We start from the raw sequence: 26,353 nt of genomic DNA on the forward strand, positions 1-26,353 counted from the left end.
ATGGAGATTATAGAATTATACAACGAAGACAATGAAATAGAAGAATACTATCTTCAAGATAGTTTTGGCATAGAAGATGAGGATTATGTGGTTTTAAAATCAATTGATAAAGAAGATGAAATGAACTATATTTATAAAACTCATACAAATGATAAAGGTGAACTTATCTTTGAAGGTATAGAAAGTGACAAAGAACTTAATGATATTGTGGAAATATATTTAGAATTGAAAGAAAATGACGTTAGTAAAGGAGGGGATAGCAATGGATTTAGATAAATTTAAAACTGTATTGCAAAATCATGGTTATAAAATTACGAAGCAAAGAGAATTGATTTATACAGCTTTATTAGAAAATGATAAAGATCATTTAAGTCCGGAAGAGTTGCATTTAATTGTTAATAAAAAAGATAAGGATATCGGAATTGCAACTGTTTACAGAACTTTATTGCTCTTTGAAGAACTTGAATTAGTTTCTAAATTAAATTTTGATGATAATAGATATAGATATGAATTGGCAAATAATGGGGAACATCAACACCATCATTTAATTTGTAGCGACTGTAATAAGGTAGTTGAAGTAAGTTATGATTTAACTAATGATATAGAAGAAAATATCAAAAAAAATTATGGATTCGATGTGTCTAATTATGTTCTAAAATTCTTTGGTATCTGCTCTCAATGTCAGGAGAAAAAAGAGAAAAAGGAGAAATAGATGCCTAAAAAACGGGAAAAATTTTATAGAAAGAATAATTATAGGAACGGAAAATTGAAAGTTATACCTTTAGGGGGTATTTCGGAAATCGGAAAGAATATGACAGTAGTCGAATATGGAAATGATATAATAATCGTTGATGCTGGATTAACATTTCCTGATGACAATATGCCAGGAATTGACTTAGTTATTCCTGACATTGACTATTTAGAAAAGAATGCCCATAAGGTGAGAGGTATTGTAGTAACCCATGGACATGAAGATCATATTGGAGCAATTCCTTATGTTCTGAAAAAACTTGATATAGATGTATACGCTACTAATCTAACTGTAGGCCTAATTAAAAATAAGATCAATGAACACAATTTGAGTTTAAATAGTCTTCATGTTGTAGAGAAGGGACAAACTATAAAGTTAGGTTGTTTTGAAATCGAGTATGTTCAAGCCAGTCATAGTATTCCTGATGCTGTTTGTCTTTCTATCACGACACCCATAGGTGTGGTATTCTTTACAGGAGATTTCAAAATAGATTATACTCCTATCGATGGGGATAGAATGGATTTAACAAGAATTGCAGAAATAGGTAGGAAGGGAGTTCTTGCATTAGTAGCCGATAGTACCAATGTTGGTAGAAAAGGATATACATTGAGTGAAAGGTCCGTTGGACAAACCTTCATTGATCTATTTGGCAAAGCAAAATCTAGAATTATTGTAGCTACCTTTGCTTCTAATCTTCATAGAATTCAACAGGTAATATATGCAGCTCAGCATTATAATAAAAAAGTAGCTTTATCGGGTCGCTCTATGATAAATATAATTTCTGTTGCTAAGGAATTAAATTATTTAGATGTTCAGGATGATACATTGATTGAACTTAGAGATATAAAAAAATATGATGGAAATAAAGTTGTATTATTGACCACAGGTTCTCAAGGAGAGCCAATGAGTGCATTGACTAGAATGGCCTTCGGAGAACATAGAATGGTTAAACTTGTTCCTTCAGATACTGTAATAATATCTGCTACACCAATCCCTGGAAATGAAAAGACAGTTTCTCAAGTAATTAATAAGCTAACAGAGATAGGAGCGGATATAATTTATGATGCATTAGCGGATGTTCATGTTTCTGGTCACGCTTGTCAAGAGGAATTAAAGTTAATGCATGTGTTATTGAAGCCTAAATATTTCATTCCTGCCCACGGTGAATATCGTCATTTAAAGATGCATGCTGAACTAGCTGAATCTTTAGGAATGAATAGTGAAAATATATTTATTGGTAGAAACGGCAATACTTTTGAGTTTACAAAAAAAGGCGCAAGACATTTGGATACGGATTTTGCGGGCAATATTCTTGTTGATGGCTTAGGAGTTGGAGATGTTGGAAATGTAGTTCTTAGGGATAGAAAACATCTTTCTGAAGATGGCTTAATAGTCGTAGTTATTACTGTAAACAAGGACACCAATGAAATATTGTCAGACCCTGATATAATATCGAGGGGATTTGTGTATGTAAAAGAAAGCATGAGTTTAATGGACGATGCGAAACATGTAGTAGAAGATTCCTTAAAGGAATGTGAAAATAGTAATATTAAAGATTGGGGTAGTATTAAACATTCTGTTAGAGAAGATCTTAAAAAATTTGTATTTAGTCAAATTAAGAGAAGACCGATGATATTACCTGTTATTATAGAAGTTTAAGGAGATTATTATGGATTTAGTTTCAAAAGCAAGTGAAATAGGTAAAGAATTAGCCAAGGATCCTAAATTTTTAGAATATAAAAAATTGTACAATTCAATATACAAAGATGAAAAAAATAAAGAAATAATTGATGATTTTAGAAAAAAAGTTTTGGATTATCAAATAAAAAAACAAGAAGGAAAAGCAACTGATGAGGATTTTCAAAATTTGAATCAACTTCAAAACGTACTATCTTTAAATCCTGATATAGGTAAGTTTTTATTAGCAGAGAACAATTTTTCCATGCTTTTACATGAAGTTTTTGAAAGTATTGAAAAAGAGATTAAACTCTAAAATGATAGTTCAAAAAGAAATTGAAGAGTATATTCGTACTTTATCTAAATTTAAAGATAAATCTTTGGAGGGTTTAGAGACCTATGCAAAGAACAATCATGTCCCTATTATAGAGCCAGAAGTTGCCAAATTTTTGCAAATGATAGTACGTTTAAAAAAGCCTATAAAAGTACTAGAGCTTGGAACAGCAATAGGATATTCATCCATTATCATTAAATTGGCAAATAGGAATTCAGAGATTGTAAGTATAGAAAAGAATCCTGAAATGGTGAAAATTGCAAATAAAAATATTATAGATTTTGGATTCGATGACAGCGTTGAGGTTATAGAATCTGACGCTTTAGACTATTTGAATAAATGTGAAGAAAAATTTGATTTTATCTTTATAGACGCTGCCAAAGGCCAGTATATGAGATATTTTAAAGCTTCAGAAAAATTATTGAATCCTAAGGGTATTATTCTTTGTGATAATGTACTTTTTAAAGGATTAGTTTGTGATGAAGAGGCGTTGACTAAGCGGCATAGAAATATGACAATTGTAAGAAGATTGAATTCATTTTTGGAATATATCACCAAATTAAAAGATTTTGAAACTTCAATCATACCAATTGATGATGGAATGTCAATTTCATATAAAATTTAGTTTATTGGTTTTGTTGGGAAAAATATAATAAATTTTATATTTTGTAAGATTTATTAGATACTAAATTAAAAGATATAAGAAAATCAAGCACTCAAGGACTGAGTGCTTGATTTTGATAAGGAGTAAAAGTGAAAAAGATAGAATTATTGGCCCCTGCAGGGGATCTAGAGAAATTAAAATACGCTATCATTTATGGAGCAGATGCAGTATATCTTGCTGGCCAATCTTTCGGTATGCGTAAAGCTTCAAAAAATTTTAATGAAGACGAATTAAAAGAAGCAGTAAATTTTGTTCATAGCCACCAAAAGAAAATTTATATAACTTTGAATATAATCCCTCACAATGATGATCTTGATGGATTAGAAGAATACGTAGAATTTTTAATAGACATTGGTGTAGATGCCTTAATAGTATCCGATCCAGGAATTTATTCTTTAGTTCGATCTGTAAGCGATGATATTGAAGTTCATCTATCTACCCAAGCTTCAGTTACAAATTATCAAACTGTAAAATTTTGGGAAAAAATGGGCATAAAGAGGACTATTCTAGCAAGGGAATTGTCCTTAGAGGAAATAAAACAAATAAAGGAAGAAGTTCCATCAATGGATTTGGAAGTTTTTGTACATGGTGCCATGTGTATTTCATATTCTGGACGATGTCTATTAAGTAATTATATGACTGGAAGAGATTCCAATAGGGGAGATTGTGCTCAAGCGTGTAGGTGGAAATATCATTTAGTTGAAGAAAAAAGACCTGGAGAATACTTTCCAATTGAAGAAGATGATAAGGGTACATTTATATATAATTCTAAAGATCTGTGCATGATAAACCATATACCTGAATTGTTTGATACAGGAGTAGATAGTCTTAAACTTGAAGGAAGAGTAAAAACATTATATTATGTTGCTACAGTCGTAAGAAGCTATAGATTAGCAATAGATGCATACTGTGAAGGTACTTTTAATGAAAAACTTGCAAACGAATTGTTAAACGAAATAAAGAAGGTTAGTCATAGAGATTTTACTACTGGATTCTTCTTTAAAAAACCCGATGAAAATGATCAACTTTATACAAGTAGTTCTTATATAAGAAATTATGATTTTGTTGGTATTGTTTTAGACTATGATGATGAAAGCAAGATTGCTACAATAGAACAGAGAAATAGAATATTTTCTGGAGATAAACTTGAAGTTTTTGGACCAGAAAAGGGTTTTAAAGAATTTACTATGGGAAAAATGATTAATTCTGATAATGAAATTGTTGAGGTCGTTCCAAGAGCAAAAGAGGTTTTCAAAACTAAATTAGATTTTCCAGTAAAGAAGAATGATTTAATTAGAAAAATAATCATAGAATAACGAGGTAATATGAATAAGAAATATACAATAATAACTTATGGATGTCAGATGAATGAACATGATTCAGAGAGAATTAGATTTATTTTGGAAAATTTAGGATATGTTAGAACAGAAAACATAGAAGAATCGGATTTTATCATATACAATACTTGTCTTGTCCGTGAAAATGCTGAATTGAAAGTCTATGGTCAACTCGGTTCCCTAAAAAGGCTAAAAAAAGAAAATCCTGACCTAATAATTGCAGTATGTGGTTGTATGATGCAAACCGGAGATGCAAGAGACGTAATTAGAGAAAAGTATAAGCATGTTGATATAATCTTTGGTACGAAGAATATATCTATGTTGCCTAATTTGATTGACAGACATTTAAATACTGGTAAGATGATAATCGATATATCCGAAGCGGATTTAATAGATGAAATTCCGAATTTAAATAGGGATCATCCTTATATAGGTTATGTGAATATTATGACAGGTTGTAATAATTTTTGCACCTATTGTATTGTTCCCTATGCAAGAGGAAAAGAAATTAGTAGAAGTCCTAAAAGTATAATTAAAGAAATTGAAGATATGGTTAAAAATGGCTACAAGGAAATCACATTATTAGGCCAAAATGTCAATTCATATGGTAAAAATTTGGAAAAAAGATGTACTTTTCCTGAGTTATTAAAAAGGATCAATGAAATTGAAGGTTTAGAACGTATTAGATTTTTAACAAGTCATCCTAAGGATTTATCTGATGAATTAATTGATGCAATGGCAGAATGTGAAAAAGTCTGTGAAAATCTACATCTTCCTTTCCAAGCCGGATCTGATAAAGTCTTAAAAGAGATGAATCGTAAGTATACACAAGAAGAATACTTGAATCTAGTAAAAAAATTAAAAGATAAAATTCCTAACATAACATTATCTACAGATATAATTGTAGGTTTTCCTGGGGAGACAGAAGAGGATTTTGAAGAAACCTTAAAGGTAATACGCGAAGTGAGATATGACCAAGGATTTACATTCATTTATAGTAAACGTGAAGGTACTAAAGCGGCAACTATGGAAAATCAAGTTCCTAGGGAAGTAAGTCAAAAGAGATTTGATAGACTTATAGATGAGATGTATAAAATTTTCTATGAAAACAATGAAAAGATGCTGGGAGAGACAGTTGAAGTATTAGTTGAAGGTCCAAGTAAGAATAATGAAGAAATCTTGACAGGAAGAACGAGGGGTTTTAAACTTGTTCATTTTAAAGGCAATAGAGAATTAATTGGTAAACTTGTAAATGTTAAAATCAATGAACATAACTCCTTTTCACTATCAGGGGATTTAATTTAAAGGTGATATAATGAAAAATCTAACTCCTATGATGCAACAATACATGGAAGTTAAAAATCAAAATAAAGATTGTATAGTTTTTTTTCGTTTAGGTGACTTCTACGAAATGTTCTTTGAAGATGCTATAGTTGCATCCAAAGAATTGGAGATAGCACTAACACAAAGGGATTGTGGGAATAATCAAAAATCTCCTATGTGCGGTGTTCCTTATCATGTTGCCGACACCTATATCTCAAAGTTGGTTGAAAAAGGATATAAGGTTGCTATTTGCGAGCAATTAGAAGATCCAAAACAAGCAAAGGGCATTGTCAAAAGAGGAATTATAGAAAAAGTTACACCTGGAACAATAGTTAATCAGGAAGGTTCAGATCCTTCTGACCATAATTATCTTATGGCAATTGCCTTTAACGATAAAAAGATTACAATTAGTTACTGTGATGTTTTAGATGGTAATATTCATTTTACAAAAGTAAGATTTTCAAATCTAAAAGAGGTTGAAAAGAAAGTAGAAAATGAAATAATAAAAATACATCCATCAGAGATTATTTATAACGAAAGTGAAATATTTAAATCTACTTTTCTAGATACAATTGCTGAGTTGAATTCAATAACACTAACAAAAGTTGACATAATTACAGAAAATGATAATGAAATAATTTTAAAGGATAAGAAAATTACATCTGCAACAGGTGATTTAAAGAGTTTTAATTCCCTGGGAATGATATTAAAATATATTTATAATTTTAGAGATGAAAATTTAGATCATATTAAAAATGCATATTACTTTGAGATTGATAAATATCTTAATATCGATTCTCACACAATTATAAATCTGGAAATTCATAAAAACTTAATGAATAATTCAAAAAAGGGATCATTGTATTCAATTTTGAATAAAACAAATACGTCCATGGGGGCTAGGTTGCTCCACAGTTACTTAGAAAGACCCCTTATGGATAGGAAGGATATAATAGTTAGACAGGATATAATTGAATCCTTATATAAGAATAGGGAATTACAGGATAGATTGACGGTACTATTAAATGAAATCTACGATCTTGAACGGTTGATTGGTAAATTATCCTATGGAAGAGCAAATGCAAGAGATCTTCTAGCATTAAAAATTTCTATTAAGAAATTACCTGAAATTAAAAACCTTCTACTAAATAGTAAAGAACCTGTACTTCAAAGAATTATTTCAAACTTAGATTCCTTAAAAGACTTATATGAACTAATTGATAAATCCATAGTTGAAGAACCGCCTTTACAAATAACGGAAGGCAATATTATCAAAGTAGGATTTAACTCTAAACTAGATGAAGTTCGAAATAGTAGAATTGAAGGTAAAAAGAAATTAGTAGAATACGAAATTTCTTTAAAAGAAGAAACTGGTATTAAGAATCTAAAAATTGTATTTAATAAAAAATTGGGATATTTTCTTGATGTTACAAAGGGAAATTTAAAACTTGTTCCAGAATATTTTGACAAGAAACAAACATTGACTAATTCTGAACGATTTACTACTGATGAGTTGAATACAATTCAAAATATGATTTTAAATTCTGATTCTGAGATAATTGAATTGGAATATGAAATTTTCAATGATATAAGAAGGAAAATATTAACTTGTATTGAACGCATAAAACTTACTACAGCAATCATAGCTGATCTTGATGTATATAATTCTTTAGCAAAGATTGCATATGAAGATAAGTACGTTCGTCCCAATATAAATAATATAGGATTAATTCAAATTGAGGGAGGAAGACATCCTATAGTCGAAAAATCAATAGGATTAGATCAGTTCATAAGAAATGATGCTACTTTGGGCTCTGGGAACAATGACATACAAATACTAACTGGGCCGAATATGAGTGGAAAGTCTACTTATTTAAGACAAGTTGCTTTAATTGTGATTATGGCACAAATAGGCTCTTTTGTTCCAGCTGATTCAGCGAATATAGGAATAGTAGATAAAATTTTTACAAGAATTGGAGCTTCAGACAATTTATTTAAAGGTGAAAGCACTTTTATGGTCGAGATGAAAGAAGTTAGTAATATCATAAAAAACTCTACTAAGGATAGTCTACTTATACTTGATGAAGTTGGTAGAGGTACTAGTACCTATGATGGAATGAGTATTGCATGGGCCGTTGTAGAATATATCAGTAAAAATATTGGAGCAAAAACTTTGTTTGCTACTCATTATCATGAACTCACAGATTTGGAAAATAAACTTACAAATGTTATTAATTTACAAGTAAAAATCCAAGAAAATGATGATGGTATTGTCTTTTTACGTAAAATTATAAAAGGAAAGACTGATAAATCCTATGGAATTGAAGTTGCTAAACTTGCAGGGTTACCTTTAGAATTAACGAGTAGGGCTCAAAAAATCCTAGATACGGTTGAGAAAAATGAAACTCTGCAAAATGATACTTGTGAAGTATCTTTATTTGAAAATTCTGAAGTAAACTCTTTAGACAAGGATAAAAATAAATTAATTGATAAAATAAGAGATATTGATATCAATCTTTTATCTCCATTAGAGTCCATGAACATATTAAATGAAATTGTGAATGACGCCAAAAGAATGTAGGTGAGTGTATGATTAAATTACTTTCGAATGAAACTATTCAAAAAATAGCTGCTGGAGAAGTTATAGAAAGGCCTTTTTCAGTTGTGAAAGAATTAGTAGAAAATTCTATAGATGCAGGTTCTACTGAGATAAAAGTAGAAATTTCTGAGGGAGGTCTGAACTTTATCAAAGTAATAGATAATGGTAAAGGCATTCCAAATTCGCAAGTAGAACTAGCTGTTTCCAGACATGCGACATCTAAATTGGTAAATTTTAATGACTTATATAATATTAATTCTTTAGGTTTTAGGGGAGAGGCTCTTGCTAGTATTACTTCTATCTCAAAAACTACTATTGAGACAAAAACAAAAGAGGAAGAGATTGGAAGTTCTTTTAGTTTTGAGGGCTCTAAACTTCTCGATAAAACAATAATTGGGAAAAACTCTGGTACTACAATAATAGTGAAGGATTTATTTTACAATATACCAGTTAGGAAAAGATTTTTAAAGTCAACATCTTCTGAAGCTAATATGATTACATCCATGATGTATCGATTGGCTATAGGAAATTTCAATGTCGGATTTACCTATATTAAAGATAATAAGGAAGTATTTCGCACTATTGCGGGTGGTGGTCTTAAATCTAATCTTTCCGAATTATTCGGTGTAGAATTTACAAAGGAATTAGTTGAAGTTAACCTTTGTGAAAAAAACTTCAAGATTACAGGTTTCATAAGTAATAACCGGTACTATAGATCTAATAGATCTATGGAATTTCTATATATCAATGGACGATATGTAAAAAATTCTGACATATCTAATGTAATTGAAAAATCCTATGGATCTTTGATTCCCAATGGTAGATTCCCAGCTTTTCAACTTTTTATTGAGCTAAAACCTAATTTAATCGATGTAAATATACACCCAAATAAAGAAAAGGTATCTATTGTTATTTTAGAAGATCTAAAAACTTCTTTATATGAAAATTTACCTAGGATTTTACAAGAAAATAGAAATCTTTTGAATTTAGCAGTCGATTCAAGAATTAATAATCATAGTACTAAATTGTACGAAGATGATTTAAAAGACATTCTAAATAAAATTTCCTATGATTCCCAATCCATTTTAGAAGAAACTGAAAAGTATTCTAAGGATGAAAATAATACGAGTTTAGGAACTGACGAATTAGATAATGATTTTAATAATGATTCAAATATTTATTCTGATATATTCAGATCAAAAATGGATAAAGAAAATAAATCTAATTTAATGCCCAGAGTATATGAAAGTCAAAATGAAGATGAAGAAGATGAGCTTGAAATAAGTTCTATTAGTTTTCTTAGTGAAAAAGAGGAAGAAATTAAATCATATCAATACATCGGTACTATTTTTAAAACTTATAATATCTTCGAATCATTAGACGATACTAAAATAATTTTAATGGATCAACATGCAGCTCATGAAAGAATTCAATTTGAAAAATTTTTATCAAAATATCATAGTAGAGAAGTAGTAAGTCAACAACTGCTAACACCTATTTTGGTAAATGTAAATAATGAAGAATTAGATGTCTTTAGGGAGTATAGCGAAACCTTCTATGATTTGGGTTTTGAAGTTGATTTATTTAGTGAAGATACGCTTATAATTAGAGGGCTGCCAGATGTTTTAGATTTGCCAAAGACAAAGGACTTGTTTGTAAATATTTTGGATAGGTTGGTTACTGATAGAACTAATTTTAATGATTCAGAAGCTTTAAATAAAATTATAAGCATGTCCTGTAAAGCTGCTATAAAGTCAGGAGATAAAATGTCGGGTTTAGAACTTACATCATTATTAAATGACCTATTAAAATGTGACAATCCATTAACTTGTCCCCACGGTAGACCTACGATAGTTGAAATAAGCCAAAGTGAATTAGAGAAGTTATTTTTGAGGATAAAATAATGAAAGATGTTTTATTGATAGTAGGACCAACTGGTGTAGGCAAGACAAAATTATCATTAATACTTGCAAATCTGTTACAAACAGAAATAATTTCAGCCGATTCAATGCAGATTTATAGGGGAATGGACATTGGAACAGCTAAGGTAAGTAAAGAAATGCAAAAAAAAATAAAGCATTATTTAATTGATATAGTAAAACCAGACCAAGAATATAATGTTTCGAATTTTCAAAAGGACGCTTTTACGATAATAGACCAAATGTTACAAAAAAATAAGATTCCAATTATAGTTGGGGGAACAGGCTTATATATAAATTCGATTGTTTATGAACTTAACTTTGAAAAGGGTGAACCTGATGAGGAATATAGAGACAAGCTATGGGATTCGTATGATGCTAAAGGAATTAATCCTATTTTAGATAAATTACATCAAGTTGATCCAGAATCCTTAAAGACAATTGATAAAAATAATGTCAAAAGGATTATAAGAGCTTTGGAATATAATCATACAACTGGCAAATTATATTCCGAGAATAGCAAAAATTTCAGACAAGAGAATATTGACTATAATTTTCATATCTACTGTTTATACGAGGATAGAGCTAAGTTATATGATAGGATTAATTGTAGGGTGGATACAATGATTTCTGAAGGTCTAATCGATGAAGTTAAAACATTACTTATGATGTACGATAAGAACAATATTGCATTTAAAGCCATAGGTTATAAAGAGGTTATCGATTATTTGGACAATGAAATAAGTTTTGAAGAAATGTTAATGTTGTTAAAGAGAAACTCTCGTCGCCTTGCAAAAAGACAATATACTTGGTTCAGAAGGGATAAAAGAATTAAGTGGATTGATATTGAGGAATATGATTACGATTTTGATAAAATAGCTAATAAAATTATGAGGGATATATATGAATAGAGATTTGTATAATAATTTGTTCAAAATTGACGACAAGATATACGATTTTGTACAGACTATAGAAGAAGAGCTTTCGCCAAAATTTAATAAATTAAAAGAAATTGAGGAGTATAACTTACTTAAAGTTATTAAAGCAATGCAAGATTGTAAACTTTCTTCTTCAGACTTTAATTGGACTACAGGATATGGTTATGGAGATGCTGGTAGGGATAAGGTTGAAGAAATCTTTAAAGAGGTTTTTCATACAGAAGATGCATTAGTAAGACCAAATATTGCATCAGGCACACATGCCTTAGCTTTGGCTTTACAAGGAATCTTACTGCCAGGGGATAGGCTCCTTTCAATAAATGGAGATCCTTACGATACATTAAAACAAGTAATCGGTCTTGAGGGGGATAATATAGGAAGTCTTATCGAACTTGGCATTCATTATGATAAAGTTGAACTATTGAAAGATGGGAAAATAGATTTAGATAAAGTAATTAAAAAAATTAAGAATGATCCACCTAGGCTGGTCATGATTCAAAGATCTACTGGGTATAGCTTAAGGGATGCCCTTAGTTTAGAACAAATTAAAGAAGCTATTGAAACTATAAAAAGTGTAAATCCCAATATTTTAATTATGATTGATAACTGTTATGGAGAATTTACACAAAAAGTAGAGCCTTCAGATTTTGGAGCTGATTTAACTGTTGGATCATTGATAAAAAATCCTGGGGGAGGTTTAGCTTTAAGTGGTGGTTATATTGTTGGACTAAAAAGTCTTATAGACCGTATTGCTATTAGGCTTACTGCACCAGGGTTGGGAAAAGATACAGGATTAACATTTGGTACTACTCGTACAACATTACAAGGTCTATATTTTGCGCCCAAAGTTACAATGGAAGCTCTTAAAGGAGCTCTATTATTTGCATTAGCTTTTGAAAAATTGGGCTTTAAAACTTTCCCACAATCTTCAAAAGATAGATTTGATATAATTGAGGCAATTGAATTTCAAGATGAAGAATTTGTTATAGAATTTTGTAGAAGTATCCAAAAATCTTCCGCTGTCGATTCCTTCGTTACTCCATATCCATGGGACATGCCTGGATATACTGATAAGGTAATCATGGCTTCAGGTTCTTTTATAGATGGTTCCTCTATAGAAATATCTGCAGATGGACCGCTACGAGAACCCTATGTAGCATATTATCAAGGAGGCTTAAACTATTTTCAATGTAAGTTGGCCCTTATGCAGGTTTTGATGAGTTTTTTAAAAATGAATAAAATAAAAATATAGATAGTGAATTTCAACACTATCTATATTTCTCTAAATAAACCTATAACTTTTCCAAGAACATTTACTTCTTTTGTTATGATAGGGTACATACTTGAATTTTCTGGTCTCAACTCTATATGGTCCTTATGTTTAAAATACCTTTTTACAGTTGCAGAATCATCTAATAAAGCGACTACAATATCTCCATTTTCTGCAGTATTCTGTTTTCTTACTACAATTTTATCTCCATCTAAGATACCGGCTTCTATCATAGACTCTCCAGAAACATTTAAAATAAATAGTTCTCCTTTACTTGCATACTCAAGGGGAAGGGGAAAGGTATCTTCAATATTTTCAACAGCCAATATCGGTTCACCGGCAGTTACCTTACCAATTATTGGAATATCAAAAGTTTCTTTTTTTGTCTCTGAGATATAGGAATCTAAATCAATAATCTCAAGGGCCCGGTTCTTTGAAGGATCTCTTCTAACATAGCCCTTTTTTTCTAACTGTATAATATATGAATTGATGGTAGAAGTGGATTTTATTACCTTGATTTCATCAATAATTTCTCTATAGGAAGGGGGATAGCCCTTTAATTTAATAAACTCTTTTAAAAAATCTAAAAGAATAATCTGTTTTTCATTTAAATCTTCGTACATGTGAACACCTCACTTAAATAAAGTATAACATAGTTTTATGACATTAACAAACATAAGTTCTATAATATGAGAAAATACGTTCGAATATGTTGACAATTGTTCAAATGTTCGGTATCATATAAGTAAATCGAACATATGAACGGAGGAAGTCATGAAAAAATATAGAATCGTAAATAAATTAAGATTTTTTGTTGGAATAACTAGCATAATATTGATCGCTACAGCTATTATTCTACTTATTTTTAAATACACATTATCAAAGGGCAATGAAGACAAGCCTATTTATTCTAATTATACAGTAAAATATTCTCAGACAGTCTGGGACATTGCAGAAGAAACCAATTACAGGGGAGATATTAGAGAATTGGTAGACGAAATAATAAGGGTAAATGAACTTAAAGATTCAACAATTTACCCTGGACAAGTTATAGTGATTCCTCAGTAGGAGTCACTATAACTCATTTAATGGGTTTTTTTTCACCGCATCTCTAAGACCTTCATTGTCTACATGGGTGTAAATTTGTGTTGTCGATACATTTTCGTGTCCTAAAATTTCTTTTAAAAGCAAAATATCTACATCTCCATACTTATACATCAATGTAGCGGCAGTATGTCTTAGCTTATGAACGGAAAACACCTTAGTATCCAGTCCAGCCTTTTCTAAATAATGGTCTACTCTTCTTTGTACAGTTCTATTACTGATTTTAGTATTTCTATTGCTTACAAAGAGATAGGGGTCCTCAATGTCAGGTCTTACCTTTAAATAATCATCAATAGCTTTATTACAAACCTTGTTTAGATAAATTGTTCTTTCCTTATTTCCCTTTCCAACAACGGTTAAAGTATCATCTTTTAAATCGGATATCTTTATATTAGTCAATTCATTTAACCTTAATCCACAGTTTAAAAATAGCATTATTATAGCTAGATCCCTTTTTTTATCAAATTCATTTTTTTCAGTATAAATAACATTGATAAGTCGTTTTGATTCTTCCAAGGTTAGATATACAGGATTTTTCTTTTGAATACGAGGACTTTCTAAATTATGAGCTGGATCTTTCTCGATAGTTTTCCTAATTTTAAAAAGATAGTCAAAAAAAGTTCTTAAGCTAGAGGCTGTTCTTGATCTAGTAGTAGTAGAATTATTCTTATATCGATCTGTATAAGCTAGGTAAGCATGAAGATCTGGCAGATCAATTTTTTTAAAGTATCTTTCTGGAAATTCTTTAATGTCAATTTCTGGAATATCTTGAATTTTAAATTTGTCCATGTTAAATCGGTAAGTAATAAATTTTAAGAAATTAGAGATACTATATCCATATTCTTTTGTGGTGGAAGGAGATCTTCCTTTAATTGTTTCAATATAGTCTAAAAAGTCTACTAAGATAAGAGGGTAGTCTTTCAAAATAATCACCTTTTTTTAATTTTAATTTGTCGCAAAATAATAGTTTTGTGACAATTACCTTAATTTTTATTATATAAGAAGAAGCTGAAAAAGTAAAGCTCTTTAGTATTTAATTTGAATTTACAACTATTAGATTGTTCCTGTAATTATAATTCCTTTATGTCCCTTTGACTCTTATTTTAGGCGAGTATTTTGATACCTCGTAAAATTTGAATTTTTAATAAATTAATTCAGATCTCATTTACCATAAAAGCTCTTTCAGAAAATTCAACTAGAAAATTCACATAAGTAATCAAATGTTTTAGCTCTTCGATCTCCCAAGGCATATTTAATCATTTACTTTAACTCTTAATATCATTAATCTATGTGTTTCTAGTAAAATAATAGGAAAAATTTTAGTAAATCAATTTTTAAGCTAAAAAACCAAAACCCACAAAAAACAAGGCCTAAATTTGCGTTTTAAGGCCTTTTTAAAATGCTTTTAGTATAATTGTATGGCAAACCAGCAAAACCCTTTAAATAGTCCGATAATTTCCTGCTATATCTATCTTATCGACTTTTCAAACTGAATCAACCTATTTAAACCTTCACTAACAGATTTTTCATCTGTGGCATAGGAAATTCTAATATAATCATCATTTCCAAAAGCTTCGCCTGGAACTACAGCTACTTTATAATCATTTAATAAAACCTTGGCAATCTCTGAAGATTTAAGAAGCTTTTGGTCTTTATAAATTTTATTTTTAAGAAAACTGATATCAATAAAAATATAAAAAGCTCCACTTGGATAAATAAAATCAAGTCTAGAATTTTTTAACAGAAAATCTATTGCTATTTTCCTACGCATGGAAAATTCTGAAATCATATATTCAATATCCGGATTATTTTTTTCTTCTAGTAATGCAATATATCCTGCGTATTGTGCGATAGAATTTGCACATGCTGTACTATGACTTTGAATGGACGTCATTAACTTTATCAACTTTTCATTTGCTGCGCAATAACCTAAACGCCAACCTGTCATAGAATAGGTTTTAGAAAATCCACTAATCGTTATAGTTTTTTCTTTTATTTCATCTCCAAGACAAGCTAAACTTGTATGATTGCATCCATAGGTTAGTCTTTCATAGATTTCATCAGAGATAATAAAAATATTATTTGCAATAGCCCAATTTCCAATTAGTAATAACTCTTCTTCGCTATATACAGATCCAGTTGGATTATTGGGATTGTTTAAAATCAATAATTTTGCTTTATCTGTTAAATGTTTATCAAGTTCATCTACTGTAACTTTAAAATCATTCTTTGGAGAAGTATTGATTATTACAGACTTACCTCCAGAAATTTTAACCATTTCAGTATAACTAACCCAATAAGGAGCTGGAATTATTACTTCATCATTTTCTTCTATAATAGCTAATATAGCATTAAATAAACACTGTTTTGCTCCCGTAGATACAAGTATATTACTAGAATTATAATCTATAGAATTGAACTCTTTAAATTTTTTTACAATTTCTTTCTTTAATTCAATTATTCCACTTGTAGCGGTATATTTTGTGAATCCATTACTAATTCCCCTTATAGCACCATCAATTATATAACTTGGAGTTTTGAAATCTGGCTCACCTACTGTTAAATTAATAACTTCTATTCCCTGTGACTGAAGCTCCTTTACTTTTGCAGACAGCTCTAAGGTCATAGAAGGAGATATATTTTCTATTTTTTTACTATACATAATTACTCCTTTAAGATCTCACCTTGTGTAGTGATTTTAATCTTTCCACAGAACTCTTTGGACAAAGATAGTTTCCTATAAGTAGATCATCTTGAAAATAACGTCCATGACAATCACTCCCACTAGTAGGAATAAGCTTATGCTTTTGAGATAACTGTAGAAATTTGAGAATTTCATTTTTTCTATGTTTGGAATTGATTACCTCTATACCATCAATTCCGCTTTTTATAACATTATCTATTTGTATGTCATCTAAGTGAAAAGGATGTGCTAAAACAGCCACACCACCGGAATTTTTAATAATTGCGATGATTTCTTTAATTGAAACATTGTCCTTTTTAATATAGGCTAATCCATTTTCACCTAAGTATTTATCAAAAGATTCTTTCATACTTTTAACATACCCATGTTCCATCAGGTACATAGCTATATGGGTTCTTGATGAGAATTGGGTTTTTTTGTATTTATTCAGATCATTAATGCTTATTGGAATATTTAATTCGTTAAGTTTATCCAAGATTGCATCAATTCTATTAATTCTTGATAATTGTAGAGATTTTGTTAAATTGTTTAAATCCGAATCTCCCTCATCTATAAAATACCCTAGAATATGAACTTCTTTATTCATAAAATTGATTCCAAATTCAACGCCTGGAATAAATTCTAAATCATTTATCTTTGCAAGATAACTTGCTTCTTTTACTCCTCTAAGAGTATCATGATCGGTTAAAGAAAATCCAGTTAGTTTTTTAGATTTAATCATATTAACAATTTCTTGTACGCTAAAAAATCCGTCTGAATATGTGGAATGAATGTGTAAGTCAAACATTAGTACCTCCAAATACTTCTCAGCTAAATAGGCCATTTTTTTAATATTGACCGGTTTAAATTCTAATACCTTTGTAAAAATTTTCCTTAACAAGGATATTATATTATTACCCTTTTAAGATAACCATGTACTTTTGGACTATAAATTTTTATATTAAAAAAACAAATCCTACCGGAGTAGAATTTGTTTATCTAATAATTTACTTTGCGTATTCTATTGCTCTAATTTCACGAACAACATTAACTTTAATTTGACCAGGATATTCCAATTCATTTTCAATTCTAGAAGATATATCCCTGGCAAGCAGTATCATTTCATCCTCTGAAATTTCATCCGGCTTGACCATTATTCTCAATTCTCTACCCGCTTGAATAGCGAAAGAATTTTCTACACCATTGAAAGAATTAGCAATAGACTCAAGATTTTCAAGTCTTTGAATATAACTTTCAATAGCTTCTCTTCTTGCACCTGGTCTAGCAGCTGAAATAGCATCTGCAGCTTGAACTAAAACTGATTCTATGCAATTAGGTTCAACATCTCCATGATGTGATTCAATACAATTAATGACTTCAGGTTTTTCTTTAAATCTCTTTGCTGCCTGAACCCCTAATTGAACATGTGGTCCTTCAATTTCATGGTCAATTGCCTTACCTATGTCATGCAATAAACCACCTCTTTTTGCAAGACGAACATCAGCGCCAACTTCTTGAGCTAACATACCGGCAATTTGAGCTACTTCTACAGAATGTTTTAATACATTTTGTCCATAACTTGTTCTATAATTTAATTTACCTAATAGTTTGACAATTTCAGGATGAATACCATGAAGTCCGACTTCGTAACATGCGTTTTCTCCATGTTTCTTAATGGCAATTTCAACCTCTCGACTGGCCTTTTCAAAAAGATCCTCAATCCTAGTAGGATGAATTCTACCATCCATGATTAACTTTTCTAAAGTTATCCTTGCTACTTCACGTCTAACTGGATTAAAAGCTGATAATACTACAGCTTCAGGTGTATCATCTATTATTAGATCTACTCCCGTAAGTGTTTCAAAAGCTCTAATATTTCTTCCTTCTCTACCAATAATTCGTCCTTTCATTTCATCATTAGGTAATGAAACTACAGAAACTGTGGATTCTGCTACATAATCTGCTGCATATCTTTGTATAGAAGCGGTAACTAAATCTCTAGCAATATCATCAGCCTTTTCTTTAGTTTCTGCTTCAAATTCCTTAATAATCATTGCTTGTTCATGTGTAACTTTTTCTTTCAAATCTTCAAGTAAAACTTCTCTAGCTTCTTCTTGAGTTAGATTAGCAATTCTTTGTAATTCTTGGCCTTGTTCTTCTAAAACTTTTTCAATTTCTTGATTTTTTAATTCTGTTTTTTTCAGTTCAGAGTCAAGTTTTTGCATTTTTGAGTCCAGTTTTTCACTTTTAATTTCAAGATTTTCTTCTTTTTGAAGAATTCTTTTTTCAGACTTTTGAATTTCTAATCTTCTTTCACGATTTTCTTTTTCTTGGTCGGTTCGTAATTTAAAAATTTCATCCTTAGCTTCTAATAACATAGCTTTTTTAGTAGTTTCTGCTTCTTTACTAGCATCATTAATAATTCTTGCTGCATGGGTTTCAGCAGATCCTATTTGTTTTTCAGCAATGTTTTTTCTAATTAAAAATCCGACTACCAAGCCGATTACAAGGGTTATTAAACTTGCAATTATAGCAAATATATCCATTGACAAGCCCCCTTTTTATTAAATTTTCAAGATTCTAAATATGACTAATTAAAAAATTTCGCCATACATATACCTAAATTATAAGGTTTATAGCATGATAAGTCAAGTTCATCAATACTCCAGGGTTTCGGTAATGGATTCAAAATTTTCCTTGTGAATTCTATATCTTTTATTTCCTATGGATGCAAGATGCTCATTATGAGAAATAATAATCATCTGTTTGTTAAATTCCTCAGAAATTTTTTTGATAAAATCTGCAATATTAAATATATAGTCCTCGCTTACATGTTTGGCGGGTTCATCTAATATGATAGGGCCTTCAATTTTTGGTGAAATCTTTAATAAAAATGATATTCTTAAAGCTAGTGAAAGAATATCTATTACCCCTCCCCCACGGGTATCCTCTATTTTATACTTATATTCTTTGTCCTCAGCATGCTCTATAATAAAAAATTCTGCAGAATTCTTACCTCTTAATTGACTTAGTTCTATTTTAAATTCCATCTTAGAATTAAAAACTAATTCAAGACATGAGGTTACAATATTTTCTATCTCTTTCGAAGATTGAAGTCTCGAAAAATCAGCGGTTTCCTTTAATAGTGTATCAACTAATATAAGATCCTCAGACTGAGTATCTAATTGATTCAAACTTTCTTTAAGCCTATTAATGTTTTTTTCAATTGATATTTTTTCACCCATTGCCTGATGGTATCTGTTTTTTTTGTCCGAAAATTTTGTTCTTAAACTATTATAATCAAATGTATTCATTTAATCCTCTGGAAGTAATTTCTCTGCTTCAAAGAGAAGACTGTCAATTTCTGATTGCAAATTTAATATTTCCTTTTCCAATTCTTCAGGTTCTATTCCAAGTTCCTTAATAGAAGCTATTAGCTCTTCTTTATTATTATTTAAGGTTTCTAACATCCCTTCAGCTTTAGTCCTATTTATCTTAGCTATATCTAGATTTTTCTTTAATTTACTTAATCTTTCATTGTAGTCCATCTTACACCTCTAATTCATCTAAAATTCTAGAAATATGTTCATCATCAATTTTATTGTAACAGAAAGGACAAACTGCAGCCTCCTTTAAAAGATTGATATAAAAATTAACTGCATTTCTATACTTGTCTTCCAAATCTTTTAGATAAGTATGAACTTTTTTTTCTTGAATACTTAAGTTTTTGTAATTATTAAATTTGTCTTCAAGAATTTTAATCTTGTGAATCATATTCTCTAATTCTTTAGTCATATTTATTATTTTATTTAATTCTTTATACCGATTTCTGTATTTTGTTAAATTCTCAATTTTTTGAGTTAGGTATTCTAAATTCCTATTTTTTTCTTTTAAAATACTAATTTTATCTACTTTTTCTGAAATCGCCAAATATTTTTGCTCTACTCCTTCAACATTGACTTTATTTAGATAGCTATTTAAATCTTCCATTCTTGATTTTGTATAGCTAAATCTTTTATTCAGGTTAGTTAATGATTTTAAAGAATTGACCTTTAGCATTAAGCCCTCTAAAAGGCTATCTATAGTATCCAAGTTTTCAAATTTTTTTAACAGTATTTTAGTGGATTTTGTTCTTTCTTGATTATTATAAAATTCAACCTTTAACTTTTCTACCAAGGTAAGTCTTGATTTTAAATTATCTACTTTCGAAAATATGAACTCCAGTCTATCTATTCTTTCTTTTTCTGCATTTAGATAATCAAATTTTTCGAGTAATTTAATTTGATTATTTAATTCTTTTTCTAAGGTTTTCCTGTTTGAATTTAACTCATGCATATCTTTCGAAAGTCTATTAAGGGCTTTGTCAATTTTATCTACACCAGCTAATCTACCTACAGCGTTTGCTTTTACAGATGGAGTCTCAGTGATTAAGAAAGGACTTTCCAATTGTTCTGCGAAGTTTAAAGAAATTTTATTATTATTTCCTAGGTCTATTTTATTAATTCCAGAAACATCTATTACCTCTTGAGGAACATTTACGCCAAATCCTTCATATCGCTCAATTTTTTTATCAGGAGAAACTATTTCATAGTAGTTTTTAGATTTACTTCTACCGCGAACTATGGAAAAACCATTACTTAAATTTACAGTTACTATAGCCTCGGTTTTTCCTTTCTTGATAATATCAGTTCCCGAAGGTTCATTGAAGAAGACCCATTTTAATGCTCGAAAAACTGCTGTTTTTCCACTATCAGATGGTCCAATAATGACATTTACATTCTTATCAAATTCTAGACTTGTCAAATCATGAGATTGAAAATTTTCTATCGTTACACTGTGGATATAGACTTCATCTCTCATCTACTTCACCTATCCTTCTAATTGCGTCATCCAAAATTCTTTTGGGGATGTTTTGTTTTTTGGATATTTCTTTAAGAATCTCCAATGTATTATAGTTTTCCAAATTACTACTAGAACGAATAAGCTGTTTAAAATTTTCAATTTGTTCATTTCTAATTTTAGAGTAATCTTCATTTTTATTGAATATTTCACTGCCCTTTTTAGCAGACTTAAGCTTTACTTCTTCTACTATGAGTTCATTTTCAGTAATATCTAAGAATATAACTTCTGGAATTCTTTTTAACTCTTGTAGGGAATTATTGGTTCTAGCAAGACTTCCAGGATTAATGAAGTATTTTTCATTAAATCGCTTTACTCCAAAACCCGTATGGTAATGACCTGAAAGAACTATATCTGCATCTATGTTTTGGATCTCATCGATAAGAGTATGACTGATAGAATCTATGAATGGTTTATCTATGAGAAAACTATGAATCATTACAATATGGTAGTCTATATTTTCCAGCCTTTTGGGGAAATAGTACTTTTCAAATTGAGAGTCGATATCATAAATATAGGGTATTCCTGAAATCTGGATTCTTAAGTTTTCCTCTTCAAGTACTATAGGATTATCAAAATCGATTAAACTAACAAATCCTATTTGATTTAAAAGACCAAGCATAGATCTTTCGACGGTTTTAGGATTATGTCCATATATATCATGATTACCTGAAATTATAAAAAAGGGTGTGTTAAATTTTCTTATAATATTTGCAAATTCACCTACTGTCCTTACAGGTACATCGGGTCTGTCAAACAAATCTCCACCATGTAAAATGTAATCAATATTGTATGAATTCAAGATTTCACCAATTTCATTAAATTTTAACTTCAAGGCTTCTACGTAATCATCTTTTCTAGAAACTGGATTTGTAGCCCTAATATGACTATCTGTAAAAAATAAAAATTTCATAATTCACCTACAAAGAAAACCTCCTATTTAGGAGGTTTATTTAAAACAATCAAGCATCAACTTCACAACGCTTGCTATTCTTATTTTTCTTCACTATTACTAAAATCTAATGTAGCTTCCTCAACATCATGTCCAGCTATGCTGAAGTGACTATAAACCTTTTGAGATATTTCAGATAAAAGGTCAGGATTTTGTTCTAAAAATTCTTTAGCCCTTTCCCTACCTTGTCCAAGCCTTTCATCACCATAGGAATACCAAGCTCCTGCTTTATTTATTATATTTACATCAGCTGCCATGTCTAAAATAGCTCCTGTCTTAGAAATTCCCTTTCCATACATTATATCAAATTCAACTTGTTTAAATGGAGGGGCTACTTTATTTTTAACAACTTTTACCTTGGTTCTGTTTCCTACAATATCATCACCTTGTTTTATAGCCTCAGATCTTCTAACCTCCATTCTTACGGAAGAATAGAATTTCAAAGCACGTCCTCCTGTAGTAGTTTCAGGATTTCCAAACATAATACCCACTTTTTCTCTAAGTTGGTTAATGAATACTACTGAAGTATTACTTTTAGAAATAACACCCGCAAGCTTTCTTAAAGCTTGAGACATAAGTCTTGCCTGTAAACCTACATGGGAATCACCCATATCACCATCTATTTCAGCTCTAGGAACTAAAGCAGCAACTGAGTCAATAACAACTACATCAATAGCACTACTTCTAACTAGTGACTCTGCTATCTCAAGTCCTTGTTCACCAGTATCTGGTTGAGAAACGATTAATTCATCTATATTAACTCCTAGATTTCGAGCATATACTGCATCTAAAGCATGCTCTGCATCTATAAAAGCAGCAACTCCTCCTTGTTTTTGGGCTTCAGCAATTATATGCAAAGCTAGAGTTGTCTTTCCCGAAGACTCTGGACCATAGATTTCGATAATTCTTCCTTTAGGAATACCACCAATCCCTAAAGCCACGTCTAAGTTTATTGCTCCAGTAGAGATTGCTTCTATATTTTGTTTAGGTGTTTCACCTAGAAGCATAACAGCGCCTTTTCCAAATTGCTTCTCAATATTTTTGAAAGCATTTTTGATTGATTCATTTTTATTTTTGTCATTTGTGAAATTAACAGCCATAATATACTCCTTATATATTTTCTAAATCTAAAACCTCTTTATTCTTTGCAATATAATCAAATCCAGAAATCATCGTTAATATTACGGAAACATAATATATTACATTAATTAAATTCCAAGGAATAAAATCCAATATAGTGCTAAATAAAACTAGCACGATTGCAATGAACTGTGATACGGTTTTTGATTTTCCCCACTTACTAGCTGCTATTGTTACACCTTCAGAAGCAGCAATTATTCTAAATCCTGTAATAAGAAACTCCCTTGCTATTACTATACAAACTGTCCATGCAGGAAAAATTCCTTGCTCAACAAACATGATCAACGCAGCTGCAACGAGCATTTTATCTGCAAGGGGATCTATAAATTTACCAAAAGTAGTAACTAGATTTCTACTTCTAGCTAGATAACCATCAAAAAAATCTGTAATAGCCGCTACTACAAATATAATGCCCGGAATTGGGCTTTCTAAAGTAAAATGCATCGCAGCTCCTACAAAAATAGGTATTAATATCAATCTTAAAGTTGTCAATTTGTTTGCTATATTCATTATACATCAAGTTCCTCTAAAAAATTTTTATCCACTAAAACTTTACGTGGTTTACTTCCCTCATACCCACTTATTATACCCATTTCAGCCATTTCATCGATGATTCTTCCCGCTCTGGCATAGCCAATCTTCATTCGTCTTTGTAACATTGAAATAGATGCGGAATCTTCTTCAATGACTATCTTAACCGCTTCGTTAAAGAGTTCATCGGTACCTGATAGGTTATTTGACTTTTCTTGGGTTTTTTCTATATTTTCAATAATTTCATCGTCATAATCCGAATCATTTTTATTTTTGAGATAAGATACTATATTCTCAACTTCCTTATCAGAAATAAAAGCTCCCTGTATACGCACTGGTTTGGATTTACCAGAAGGTAAAAATAGCATATCACCTCTACCCAATAATTTTTCTGCGCCAGACATATCTAAAATTGTCCTTGAGTCAATTTGGGAAGATACTGCAAAGGATATACGTGATGGAATATTAGCTTTTATAGTTCCTGTAATTACATCCACAGATGGTCTTTGAGTTGCTATTATTAAATGAATTCCGCAAGCTCTGGCCATTTGTGCAAGTCTTGTAATCGCATCTTCAACTTCTCCTGCTGCAACCATCATTAAATCTGATAACTCATCTATGATTATTACCATATAAGGTAACTTTTCCAATTCTCCATCTGCATTCTTTTCGTTATATGCTTTTATGTCCCTTACATAATTGTCCGAAAATATTTTATATCTTCGTTCCATTTCTGTTACAGCCCAGTTTAAGGCAAAACTTGCCTTCTTTGGGTTTGTTACTACTGGAATTGCTAAATGTGGAATTCCATTATAAATACTGAGTTCCACAACTTTAGGATCTATTAAAATAAGTTTTACATCTTCAGGATTAGATTTGTACAATATACTCAGTATAATCGTGTTAATACAAACTGATTTACCAGAGCCTGTTGCTCCTGCTATTAAAAGATGAGGCATCTTTTCAATTGATGACACAATTGTTCTTCCTTGAATATCTTTTCCTAAACCTAAGGGTAATAAACTTTCTAAATTTTCAAATTCATCAGTATCTATTATTTCTTTAAAAAATACACTCTCTTTATTCAGATTTGGAACTTCAATTCCAACAAGTGATTTTCCTGGTATTGGAGCTTCAATTCTAATATCTGGAGAGGCTAGTGCTAAAGCTAAATCATCAGATAAATTGACAATTTTACTAACTTTAACTCCCGGCTGCGGATCCAGTTCAAAACAAGTGACAGTTGGTCCTTTATTGATGGATACTACATTACATTGAATTCCAAAACTTTCAAGGGTATCTTCAATTTTATTTGCCTTTTCCATAAGTATATCTTTAGAATCTCCAGAAGTCTTAATAGGATCTTTTAAAAGCTCCATAGGTGGAAATTTGTATAGACTAGTGGGTTTAGCTTGACTTAGAATTTCATTTTCAATAGATAGCTGTTCCGCTTCTTCTTCAGTAATAACCTCATCTATTTCATTTGTAGATTCGTCAAAAGTATTGTCATAATCGTTGAAGACAATTTCTTCTTTGATAATTTCATTATTTTCAATTCTCTCAGGTCTACTATCATTATTTTTTGTAATTTCAACCTTCTTATGGGTCTTTGATTGTATAGTTTCTTGGATCTTGATAAATAATTTGGATAATATCTCTGAAAATTTTCTAAATATTATTTTAATATCTTCATAAAGATCTTGTAAATCTACATTTAATAAATAAACCCCAGCAAAAAACATGGATAGAACCATTATAAAATATATGCCCAGTTTTCCAATGCTCTTTAAAAAAACGAAACATATAGCTGCACCGACAATACCTGCACCCTGACCGTTATTGGCTAATATATTAGCATTTTCTTGCCTCTGATTTAAAGTGTAGCCAATGTTCACATTTAAATCTAGGATACAAAGGGCTAATAAAAATAAAACATAAATTATGGTAAAGGAAATATGTATCCTTTTAGTTGCTTTATTTAAAATGGACAAAATAAGATGAAAAAAAATTAAAGGGATTATTACATATGATCCTAGTCCAAATATAGTAAAATAAAACTCTTTAATTTTTTCTCCCAATAAACCAGTATTTTTACCAACCAGGAAAATATATGAGATAGTCAATAACACGCAGAGAAGACTTAATATTTGATTTAAAGATATCTTTGTAATAAAAGATTTTTTCTTACTTTTTCTTCTTGCCACAACTGCCTCCAGTTATTTGTATAAAATA

24 protein-coding genes are annotated in these 26,353 nt (G+C 30.2%); 12 read left to right on the plus strand and 12 right to left on the minus strand.

Annotation, left to right across the window (positions count from 1 at the left end; translation table 11 throughout):
- The 11 genes from Q1K37_RS06140 (at window position 1) to Q1K37_RS06190 (ending at window position 12,794) form a co-directional block, all read left to right on the plus strand.
- Window positions 1–276 carry a DUF1292 domain-containing protein gene (locus tag Q1K37_RS06140; RefSeq protein WP_300410511.1) on the plus strand — a complete coding sequence of 92 codons (276 nt, stop codon included), beginning with the start codon at window positions 1–3 and terminating at the stop codon, window positions 274–276.
- A complete protein-coding gene (locus tag Q1K37_RS06145) occupies window positions 263–712 on the plus strand; it encodes a Fur family transcriptional regulator (protein ID WP_300410512.1) in 450 nt (149 codons plus the stop codon). The genes Q1K37_RS06140 and Q1K37_RS06145 overlap by 14 nt, the downstream gene beginning before the upstream one ends.
- Window positions 713–2,410: a ribonuclease J gene (locus Q1K37_RS06150; RefSeq protein ID WP_300410514.1), complete on the plus strand. Its 1,698-nt coding sequence runs from the start codon at window positions 713–715 to the stop codon at window positions 2,408–2,410.
- 10 nt (window positions 2,411–2,420) lie between these two features.
- Complete coding sequence (locus Q1K37_RS06155; protein ID WP_300410516.1) at window positions 2,421–2,744, plus strand: YlbF family regulator; 324 nt, start codon at window positions 2,421–2,423, stop codon at window positions 2,742–2,744.
- Between the two features lies 1 nt (window position 2,745).
- On the plus strand, window positions 2,746–3,387 hold the full coding sequence (locus Q1K37_RS06160; RefSeq protein ID WP_300410517.1) for an O-methyltransferase: 642 nt from the start codon (window positions 2,746–2,748) through the stop codon (window positions 3,385–3,387).
- Window positions 3,388–3,515: 128 nt separating this feature from the next.
- Window positions 3,516–4,742, plus strand: a complete 1,227-nt coding sequence (locus Q1K37_RS06165) for a U32 family peptidase (RefSeq protein ID WP_300410518.1) — start codon at window positions 3,516–3,518, stop codon at window positions 4,740–4,742.
- A gap of 9 nt (window positions 4,743–4,751) precedes the next feature.
- Window positions 4,752–6,068 (plus strand): tRNA (N6-isopentenyl adenosine(37)-C2)-methylthiotransferase MiaB, encoded by a 1,317-nt coding sequence (gene miaB / locus Q1K37_RS06170; RefSeq protein WP_300410520.1) that lies wholly within the window; start codon window positions 4,752–4,754, stop codon window positions 6,066–6,068.
- A 10-nt stretch (window positions 6,069–6,078) separates the two neighbouring features.
- The gene (mutS, locus tag Q1K37_RS06175) at window positions 6,079–8,667 is read left to right on the plus strand and encodes a DNA mismatch repair protein MutS (protein WP_300410521.1); all 2,589 of its coding nucleotides are present in this window, start codon (window positions 6,079–6,081) and stop codon (window positions 8,665–8,667) included.
- Window positions 8,668–8,675: 8 nt separating this feature from the next.
- A complete protein-coding gene (gene mutL / locus Q1K37_RS06180; protein WP_300410522.1) occupies window positions 8,676–10,589 on the plus strand; it encodes a DNA mismatch repair endonuclease MutL in 1,914 nt (637 codons plus the stop codon).
- Entirely contained in the window at window positions 10,589–11,515 is a 927-nt protein-coding gene (gene miaA, locus Q1K37_RS06185) for a tRNA (adenosine(37)-N6)-dimethylallyltransferase MiaA (protein ID WP_300410523.1), read from the plus strand. The genes mutL and miaA overlap by 1 nt, the downstream gene beginning before the upstream one ends.
- Complete coding sequence (locus Q1K37_RS06190) at window positions 11,508–12,794, plus strand: methionine gamma-lyase family protein (RefSeq protein WP_300410524.1); 1,287 nt, start codon at window positions 11,508–11,510, stop codon at window positions 12,792–12,794. Before miaA ends, Q1K37_RS06190 begins: the two co-directional genes overlap by 8 nt.
- Before the next feature lie 20 nt (window positions 12,795–12,814).
- Here Q1K37_RS06190 and lexA read toward each other — a convergent pair whose 3' ends face one another.
- Window positions 12,815–13,435 (minus strand): transcriptional repressor LexA, encoded by a 621-nt coding sequence (lexA, locus tag Q1K37_RS06195; protein WP_300410525.1) that lies wholly within the window; start codon window positions 13,433–13,435, stop codon window positions 12,815–12,817.
- A 151-nt stretch (window positions 13,436–13,586) separates the two neighbouring features.
- Here lexA and Q1K37_RS06200 point away from each other — a divergent pair, with 151 nt between their 5' ends.
- Window positions 13,587–13,880 (plus strand): LysM peptidoglycan-binding domain-containing protein, encoded by a 294-nt coding sequence (locus tag Q1K37_RS06200; RefSeq protein WP_300410527.1) that lies wholly within the window; start codon window positions 13,587–13,589, stop codon window positions 13,878–13,880.
- A 6-nt stretch (window positions 13,881–13,886) separates the two neighbouring features.
- Here Q1K37_RS06200 and Q1K37_RS06205 read toward each other — a convergent pair whose 3' ends face one another.
- The 11 genes from Q1K37_RS06205 to Q1K37_RS06255 all read right to left on the minus strand — a co-directional run bounded on the left by Q1K37_RS06205 (window position 13,887) and on the right by Q1K37_RS06255 (window position 26,325).
- On the minus strand, window positions 13,887–14,849 hold the full coding sequence (locus Q1K37_RS06205) for a tyrosine recombinase XerC (protein ID WP_366524098.1): 963 nt from the start codon (window positions 14,847–14,849) through the stop codon (window positions 13,887–13,889).
- 535 nt (window positions 14,850–15,384) lie between these two features.
- Window positions 15,385–16,578: a pyridoxal phosphate-dependent aminotransferase gene (locus tag Q1K37_RS06210; protein ID WP_300410531.1), complete on the minus strand. Its 1,194-nt coding sequence runs from the start codon at window positions 16,576–16,578 to the stop codon at window positions 15,385–15,387.
- Window positions 16,579–16,588: 10 nt separating this feature from the next.
- Window positions 16,589–17,407 (minus strand): PHP domain-containing protein, encoded by an 819-nt coding sequence (locus tag Q1K37_RS06215; protein WP_300410533.1) that lies wholly within the window; start codon window positions 17,405–17,407, stop codon window positions 16,589–16,591.
- A 199-nt stretch (window positions 17,408–17,606) separates the two neighbouring features.
- Entirely contained in the window at window positions 17,607–19,145 is a 1,539-nt protein-coding gene (gene rny / locus Q1K37_RS06220; RefSeq protein WP_300410534.1) for a ribonuclease Y, read from the minus strand.
- A gap of 111 nt (window positions 19,146–19,256) precedes the next feature.
- Window positions 19,257–19,913, minus strand: coding sequence for an ATPase (locus Q1K37_RS06225; RefSeq protein ID WP_300410536.1), 657 nt, complete (start codon window positions 19,911–19,913; stop codon window positions 19,257–19,259).
- Window positions 19,914–20,147: a hypothetical protein gene (locus Q1K37_RS06230; protein ID WP_300410538.1), complete on the minus strand. Its 234-nt coding sequence runs from the start codon at window positions 20,145–20,147 to the stop codon at window positions 19,914–19,916.
- 1 nt (window position 20,148) lies between these two features.
- Complete coding sequence (locus Q1K37_RS06235) at window positions 20,149–21,459, minus strand: AAA family ATPase (RefSeq protein WP_300410540.1); 1,311 nt, start codon at window positions 21,457–21,459, stop codon at window positions 20,149–20,151.
- The gene (locus Q1K37_RS06240; RefSeq protein ID WP_300410542.1) at window positions 21,449–22,411 is read right to left on the minus strand and encodes a metallophosphoesterase; all 963 of its coding nucleotides are present in this window, start codon (window positions 22,409–22,411) and stop codon (window positions 21,449–21,451) included. Before Q1K37_RS06240 ends, Q1K37_RS06235 begins: the two co-directional genes overlap by 11 nt.
- Before the next feature lie 80 nt (window positions 22,412–22,491).
- Window positions 22,492–23,550 carry a recombinase RecA gene (gene recA, locus Q1K37_RS06245; protein ID WP_300410543.1) on the minus strand — a complete coding sequence of 353 codons (1,059 nt, stop codon included), beginning with the start codon at window positions 23,548–23,550 and terminating at the stop codon, window positions 22,492–22,494.
- A 10-nt stretch (window positions 23,551–23,560) separates the two neighbouring features.
- Window positions 23,561–24,100, minus strand: a complete 540-nt coding sequence (pgsA, locus tag Q1K37_RS06250; protein ID WP_300410545.1) for a CDP-diacylglycerol--glycerol-3-phosphate 3-phosphatidyltransferase — start codon at window positions 24,098–24,100, stop codon at window positions 23,561–23,563.
- The gene (locus Q1K37_RS06255) at window positions 24,100–26,325 is read right to left on the minus strand and encodes a DNA translocase FtsK (protein WP_300410547.1); all 2,226 of its coding nucleotides are present in this window, start codon (window positions 26,323–26,325) and stop codon (window positions 24,100–24,102) included. Before Q1K37_RS06255 ends, pgsA begins: the two co-directional genes overlap by 1 nt.
- Window positions 26,326–26,353 lie beyond the last annotated feature (28 nt).

The sequence above is a fragment of the Lagierella sp. genome, assembly GCF_029983815.1.
In the GTDB taxonomy this organism is placed as follows: Bacteria; Bacillota; Clostridia; order Tissierellales; family Peptoniphilaceae; genus Mediannikoviicoccus.